5 protein-coding genes and 1 pseudogene are annotated in these 6340 nt (G+C 73.7%); 4 read left to right on the top strand and 2 right to left on the bottom strand.

Annotation, left to right across the window (positions count from 1 at the left end):
• From E1295_RS46595 to E1295_RS46580, 4 genes are all read left to right on the top strand, one after another.
• Positions 1 to 587 (top strand): citrate/2-methylcitrate synthase (locus tag E1295_RS46595; protein ID WP_281284818.1); only part of this gene is annotated, 587 nt, incomplete at its 5' end.
• Positions 588 to 700: 113 nt separating this feature from the next.
• Positions 701 to 1081, top strand: a complete 381-nt coding sequence (locus tag E1295_RS46590; protein ID WP_166427768.1) for a YbaB/EbfC family nucleoid-associated protein — start codon at positions 701 to 703, stop codon at positions 1079 to 1081.
• Entirely contained in the window at positions 1078 to 1395 is a 318-nt protein-coding gene (locus E1295_RS46585; protein WP_132641594.1) for a hypothetical protein, read from the top strand. The genes E1295_RS46590 and E1295_RS46585 overlap by 4 nt, the downstream gene beginning before the upstream one ends.
• On the top strand, positions 1379 to 2440 hold the full coding sequence (locus E1295_RS46580; RefSeq protein WP_132641592.1) for a hypothetical protein: 1062 nt from the start codon (positions 1379 to 1381) through the stop codon (positions 2438 to 2440). Before E1295_RS46585 ends, E1295_RS46580 begins: the two co-directional genes overlap by 17 nt.
• 33 nt (positions 2441 to 2473) lie before the next feature.
• Here the strand turns inward: E1295_RS46580 and E1295_RS49870 are convergent, their stop codons facing one another.
• Both E1295_RS49870 and E1295_RS46570 read right to left on the bottom strand, forming a co-directional pair.
• The gene (locus E1295_RS49870; RefSeq protein ID WP_246081225.1) at positions 2474 to 5809 is read right to left on the bottom strand and encodes a coiled-coil domain-containing protein; all 3336 of its coding nucleotides are present in this window, start codon (positions 5807 to 5809) and stop codon (positions 2474 to 2476) included.
• A gap of 133 nt (positions 5810 to 5942) precedes the next feature.
• Positions 5943 to 6340 (bottom strand): annotated as a pseudogene (locus E1295_RS46570) (hypothetical protein); the annotation flags it as partial.

Here is a 6340-nt window from a genome sequence, read left to right as displayed (position 1 = left end):
CCCCCGGCCTGCTCCACGCCCTCCGAGCGGCCCTCGTGCTGCTGGCCGACCACGAACTGGCCGCCTCCACGCTGGCCGCCAGGGTCGCCGCCTCCGCCAGGGCGGACCCGTACGCCGTGGTCCTGACCGGCCTCGGCGTGCTGGGCGGCCCGCTGCACGGCGGCGCGTCGTACGGCGCGGAACGCCTGCTCGCGGAGGTCGGCGAGCCGCGTCAGGCCGCGCGGGTGATCACGGATCGGGTACGCCGCGGCGAACGGGTCCCCGGCTTCGGCCACCGGGTCTACGACAACGGCGACGGCCGCGGCCGCGCCCTGCTCGACCTGGTCGAGCGGGCCGTGCCCGGGCACGAGCGGGTCGCCGCGGGCGTGGCCGTGCTGGCCGAGATGCGCCGCAGGCGGCTGCCCGAGAGCAACATCGACTTCGCCCTCGCCGTCCTGACCGCCGTCAGCGGCATGGCCGGCGGCGCGGGAGAGGCGATCTTCGCCGTGGCCAGGGCGGCGGGCTGGCTCGCACACGCCATGGAGGAGTACGAGCGCGGCAGCCTCCTCCGGCTGCGCGCCTCCTACACCGGCCCGCCGATCACGTGACACCCCCCGGCGGGCCCGTGACGGCACCCGAGTAGTCACACGCACTGTTCAGCCGGTTTAATGCCATCTGCACCGTGTGTGTCAGACGTGAAGATCGGGACTGGAGTGATGCCGTGCGTGCTGCGCCTGAGGACGACGCGCCCACCGGCGCCGGGGAGGCCGCCGGCGGTCAGGTGCGGGCGGTCGTGGGGGAGGACGGCCTGCTGGCCCGGCTGAAGCTGGATCCGCGGGCGATGCGGCTCGCGTCGCACGACCTCGCCGAGCACATCGTCGCCGCCGTGCGGGCGGCGCAGCAGGACCGGCTGGCGCGAACCCCCGAACCGGGCCCTCCGCAGGACGACCTCGCCACGGAGGAACTCATCCGGCGGGTCAACGACCTGGAGGCCCAGGCGGCCGGCGACTTCGCCCGGCTGACGTCGAGCCTCGACGAGATGCTGCGCCGCCTCGACGATCCACCCGGCGGAGCCGCCCCGAGGAAAGGTGAGCCGTGGTGACACCCGAGGGAATCACCTGGGACGTCACCGGCCGCGAGTCGTCCGCCCGGAGCTTCCGTACGCTGACGGACGAGCAGCAGCAGGTCCACGAGGAATTCCGGGGGCAGGTCGCGGGGAGCGCCGGCCCCTTGCCGTACCCCGACTTCTCCGGCCCCTACCAGGACTACCTGATCGCGTTGTTCGGCGGTTCCGCGGAGGTCGTCGCGCAACTCGGCGGGACCGGAGAGGGCCAGGCCCTGATGGCGGCCACGAACACGGAGGCCGAGGCGGCGGCGGTGCGGGAGGTGGGCGACGACCATGAGCGCCGGGCTTGAGGAGATGGGCTTCGGCCTGCTGGGAGTTCCGCGCCCACCGGACACCGCCGAGCTCGAACGCCAGGCCGGCGTACTGGAGTCCCTGGGCCGCTCGCAGGCGTCGGTCGGTGACGACGGCGTCCGCGCCTACCGGCTGGCCGGCGCCAACGCGGGCGCCGCCACGGACGCGCTGGCCGAGCACGTGACGGGACAGGCCGGCGTGCTGCAACGCAGCGCCGCCCAGGCACACTCCGCCTCGCTGGGCGCGGGCGCCGCGCAGGTCGCGTGGAAAGTGGTCAAGTGGGCCGGCGGGATGCTCATCGGTCTGGCCGGGATGGCGGGCCTGGCCGCCCTCACGCCGCAGGGACGGGCGCTGATCAAACCGCTGCTGCGGCCGATCGCCCAGCGCGTGCAGCAGTACCTGCGCACGGCCACCCGCGTTCTCGGACAGATCTACACCCGGCTCGCCCAGCGGCTCCGGGGCACGCCCGCCAAAGCGCCCACCGGGCAGCCGGCGGCCGCCCGGACCGCATCCGCCGGGCAGCGGGGAACGGGACAGCATCCCTTCACGGCCGCGCAGTCCAAGGCCACACGCGCCAGGATCTCGGCGAACGAGGCCACCATGAGCCTGGACCGGGCCGGCGAGCGGCTGAGCCAGGTCGAGAAGCACGTGCGCGACGCCAGAGAAACGCTCAGGGCCGCATACGCCCGCAACGGGACCGACGCCGCCACCAGGGCCCGGCTCGACGCACAAGGCCTGGCGAACCACCCGTATCTCGATGACATGTCCAGATGGAACCTGCAGCGGCAGGGAACACGGCTGCAACAGATCGAGACCCAGCTCAGCAGGCACACCGCCGGTCACCTGGACGACGCCCGGCGACACGTGGACGAAGGGCTCGGTATCGCCAGGGCCAACGGGTTGGACGCCTCCGACCTGAACGGCATGCGGCAGCAGGTGAGCCGGCTGACCTTGGAGCGCGCCGAACTGGCCGACCGCGCGTGGACCACCCGCATGGACATCAACGGGCCCTTCGAGATCCAGGACATGTACCGGATCGTGTGACCGGCAGACCCGCCGGTCACACGACGGGAGGGCTCACCCGGCCACGGCGCCGCGGTCGACGTACGCCGCGAGCGCGCGTACCCGCTCCTGGTGCTGGTCGTGCCCCACGATCACCGGCGGCTCGTTGTACGGCATCGCGTCGGACGAGCGCCGCAACTTGATGTACTGGCCGCAGGCGTCGATCGCGTACGGTTCCATGTCATCCTGCAGCGCCCCGATCACCGTGATCCCGTACGTCTCCCCGATCCTCCTGAACAGCGCCACCGCCTCCCTGCGGTGCTCCTTGCCCAGGTTGCGCCCCAGCTCGTCGAGCACCAGGCACAGGTGCCCGCCACCGGAGGAGGCGATGGCCGCCGCGCACACCAGCTTGACCGCCTTCTCGTCCATGAGCGCGGTGTTGGCCCGCCGGTTGTAGGGCACGAACCCCTGCCCCTCGCCGCGCCGCCACTTCGGCGTCACCCGCCACTGCCAGCGCTGCTCGGGATCGGCGGGCGCGGGCGGCACGGGGAACTCCAGCGTCGCGCCGTAGCCGCCGTACGAGGTGTCGAGCTTCTCGAACTCCTCCGCCACCCGGGTCAGCCGCGCCTTGATCGCCGCCGTCAGCGCCGCCCGGTGCACGGCCGTGGACTGCGCCGCCTCCTCCGCGCCCCTGGCCGCCGCCGCCAGGTCGCGCTGCCTGGAGACCAGCTGGGCCTCGATCTGCCGGCGCTGGTGGCGTTCGTACTCCTCCTGGCCGCGCAGATAGGAGGCCAGCGCCCCGCACACCGCCGCGAACGTCGCCTGCTCGCGCGCCGTGCTGCCGCCCCGCTCCTCCAGCAGGAACCGCAGCTCTTCAGGGACCTCCGCGTCGTCCTCGGGGAACGTGTCGCGCAACGCCTGGTCGAGATGGCGTTCGGCGATCCGCCACCACTCCTCCGCCGTACGGGGCCGCTCCTCCTCGGGCAGCGCCGCCAGCCATTCGCGGGCCGTCTCGACCGTGCCGCCCCAGTCGGCGGCCATCGCGTCGAGCTTGAGCGACTCGCGTTCGGCGGTGACCTTCGCCGCCTGGTCGCGAGCCTGCGCCCGCTCGGCCTCGTGCCGCTGCCGCCGCCCCTCCAGGCGTTCGATCTCCATGTCACGGGTGCGGGCGCGGAAGTCGAGCGACCCCGCCTGCCGTTCCGCCTCGGCGACCTTCGGCGCGAGCTCCTCGATGGCGGCACTGAGCTCGGCGAGCCTGGTCCGGCGCCGGCCCAGCTTCGCCTCCAGTTCCTCCAGGCGCACCCCGGCCCTGGCTCCTTCCAGCCGGCGCTGCGCCTCGGCGACCGCCTCCTCGCCGTCCCGCACGGCCTGCGCGGCGCTCTCCTGTACGTCCTTCGCCCGGTTGAGCCGCTGCTCGGCGGCCTTGATGCGGGCCTCACGCCCGGTCGCCACCCCGTCGAACGCGCCGACGACGCTCACCCCGGCGGCGCTCACCAGCACGGACCCGGGCAACTGCGCCAGGGCGGATGCGGCGGCGTCGAGCTGTGCCGCGTCCACGATCACCGCATGCTCGTTCGGCCACCCCCGCACCTCACCCAACGCCACCGAACCCGGCCGCCCGCCGTCCGACGTCTCGCCCGACATCTCGTCCGACGTCGCTGTCGATGTCGCTTTCGACGTCCCGACCGGCTGTCCGACGGTCTTGCCGTAGCGCGCCTTGAGCGCGGCGCCCAGCCCTGCGGCCTTTCCGGCGTCTCCGGCCTTTCCGGCGTCATCGTCGTCCGGCGCCGTGGGCGGGGCGGACCGCTGAGCCGCCTCGTCACCTTGCTCCCGGCCGGAATCGTGGACGGGGCTCGCGTGGTCACGGGCCTGTTCGGCGACGTCGAGGGCGTCGAGCAGGCCCGTCGCGCCGATGCCCGCCGCCGTCAGCGCGTTGAGCTGGGCCGCAGCCGGCCCGCCTTCGGCGTCGTCGAGAGCCGCCTGTGCGGACGACACCTCCTGGTCGGCCACCCCCAGCGCCTTGAGCGCCTCGTTGAGCCGCAGTTGCACCTCCCGCAGCTCGCGTTCGGCCGTGGGCACGTCACGCCCGTCGGCGAATCTGCGGCTTTCCTCCAGCGCCGGCATCAGCCCCCGCAACTCGTCGGCGGAGTTCTCCGCGACCGCGCGGTCGGCGTCCAGCTTCGCGGCGCGCGCCTGCATCGCCGCCAGTTCCTTGCGCGCCTGGGAGACCTGCCGGTCGAGGGTGTCCTCCCGCAGGGTGGTGATCTCCGCCTTGACCATGGCGATCGCCTCGGCGGCCGCCTCGCCGGCCACCTGGTGCCGCTCAAGGTCGGCGGCCAGCACGTCGTCCTTGCCCGCCGCGTCGGCGAGCTTGCGCGCCTGCCTGCCCCGCCAGCACCGCAGGGCGTCCGCCAGCCGAACCCTGGCCTGGTCGCGCCGGTCGAACGTGGTCAGCAACGCCTTCGACTCCGACTCGAACTCGGCCAGCCGGTCGGCCGCCTGCGCCGCGCGCACCCTCCTTGCGTGCTCGTCGCGCCGGGCCTCCCGCTCCTGCTCCAGCTCGGCGTCGAGCCCGGTGAGCGCGGCGATGGCCTCGAAGACCCGCTCGGGGGAGATCTCGTTGAGCGGCTGGGACAGCAGGTTGGTGGCGACCTTGCTGCGTACGGACGTGGACAGGAACGACACACACCTGATCCGGTCGCCGTAGAGCACCTTGGTCAGGTCGCGGGCCACGACGTCGCGCCGCCCGGCCGACTTCGGCAGCGACGCCCAGATCTCGTCGGCGCGGGCCACCCGCTCGGCCTCGGACGGGGACGCCGCCAGCTGCACGCCCTCCCGCCACCTGATCTCCAGGTGCGGCGCCTCCTGGTTGACCTTGAGCCACACGGTCAGCGCCCCGCCGGAGGTGTCGGGCACCTCGAACAACTCGGCGCCCGCCCCGGACTGCTCCAGCACGAACCCACCGTCTCCGGGCACCACCTCCTCGGACACGGCCTCCTGCGGCGTGACCGCTCCGGCCTGCGCGTCGTGGGGCGTGGGGGCGGTGCCCTGGTCTGCCGGTGCGAAACCGTCCATGCCGGGCGGAGCGAACACGCCCACGATGTAGCCGTGGTCGGCGCTCGCCCACTGGCGGGCGCCGGCGCCGCTGGCCAGCTCGGCGTTGAACAGCAGCTCGGAGACCGCCTTCGCGCCGGACGCGAACCGCCACTGCTCGTCACCGAGCAGCGCCGTGATCGAGGCGATGAATGATGATTTGCCCGCTCCGTTGGAGTCCTTGGGCCCGGCACCGGCCACGACGATCAGCGTGCCGGGCACGGTGGGCACCGGATGGGTCGACAACCGCGAGATGTTGACCGCTTGCACGGCGATCAGCACACGGTCCCCGACGACGTTCTCCACCTGCGACGACACTCGAACCCCCGTTACCCTTCCATCCGTCATCTTCACCGCGCCGACCCACGCGCACGTCCGGCCGCCGTCACTTCGCAGTCCCGCGCCCGCTCGGCCGTCCTCGCCGTGCCGACCTGTCGGCGTCCGGCCGCCCTCACTGTGCCGACCTTCGCGTGCGTACGGCCGCCGCCAGCGGAGTGCTCGGCCCGGCCGCCAGGATCAGCTCTTCCTGCAACCGCCGCCGGGCGGCCGGAGTGAGCCGGTGGAACTGCGGCCCCGGCACGTAGCCGCCCGCCTCCTCACCGGCCTTCACCTGGCCCAGCAGCCCCGCGTGCCGCAGCGTGCGCAAGGCCGCCTCCAGCTCGCCGATCGGCAGCTGGGTATGGCGGCGCAGCTCGTCGACCGGGGTGGGATGCGGTGAGAGCCAGGAGTCCTCGGGCAGCAGCCCCTCGGCCCTGGGGATCGCCACGGAATGCACCAGGACGAGCGTCAACACCGCCCGTTCGCTCACCCCGAGCCGCGCCCCCGCCTCCCGCAGCGCCCGCCGCCGCC

The sequence above is a fragment of the Nonomuraea mesophila genome, assembly GCF_004352805.1.
Taxonomy (GTDB): Bacteria; Actinomycetota; Actinomycetes; order Streptosporangiales; family Streptosporangiaceae; genus Nonomuraea; species Nonomuraea longispora.
Note: the sequence above shows the minus strand (reverse complement) of the source record. Positions and strands in the feature narration are given on the sequence as shown.

Bases quoted from the DNA above. Each gene is read 5' to 3' on its own strand.
- E1295_RS46580 (WP_132641592.1), top strand. From the start codon at position 1,379: ATGAGCGCCGGGCTTGAGGAGATGGGCTTCGGCCTGCTGGGAGTTCCG.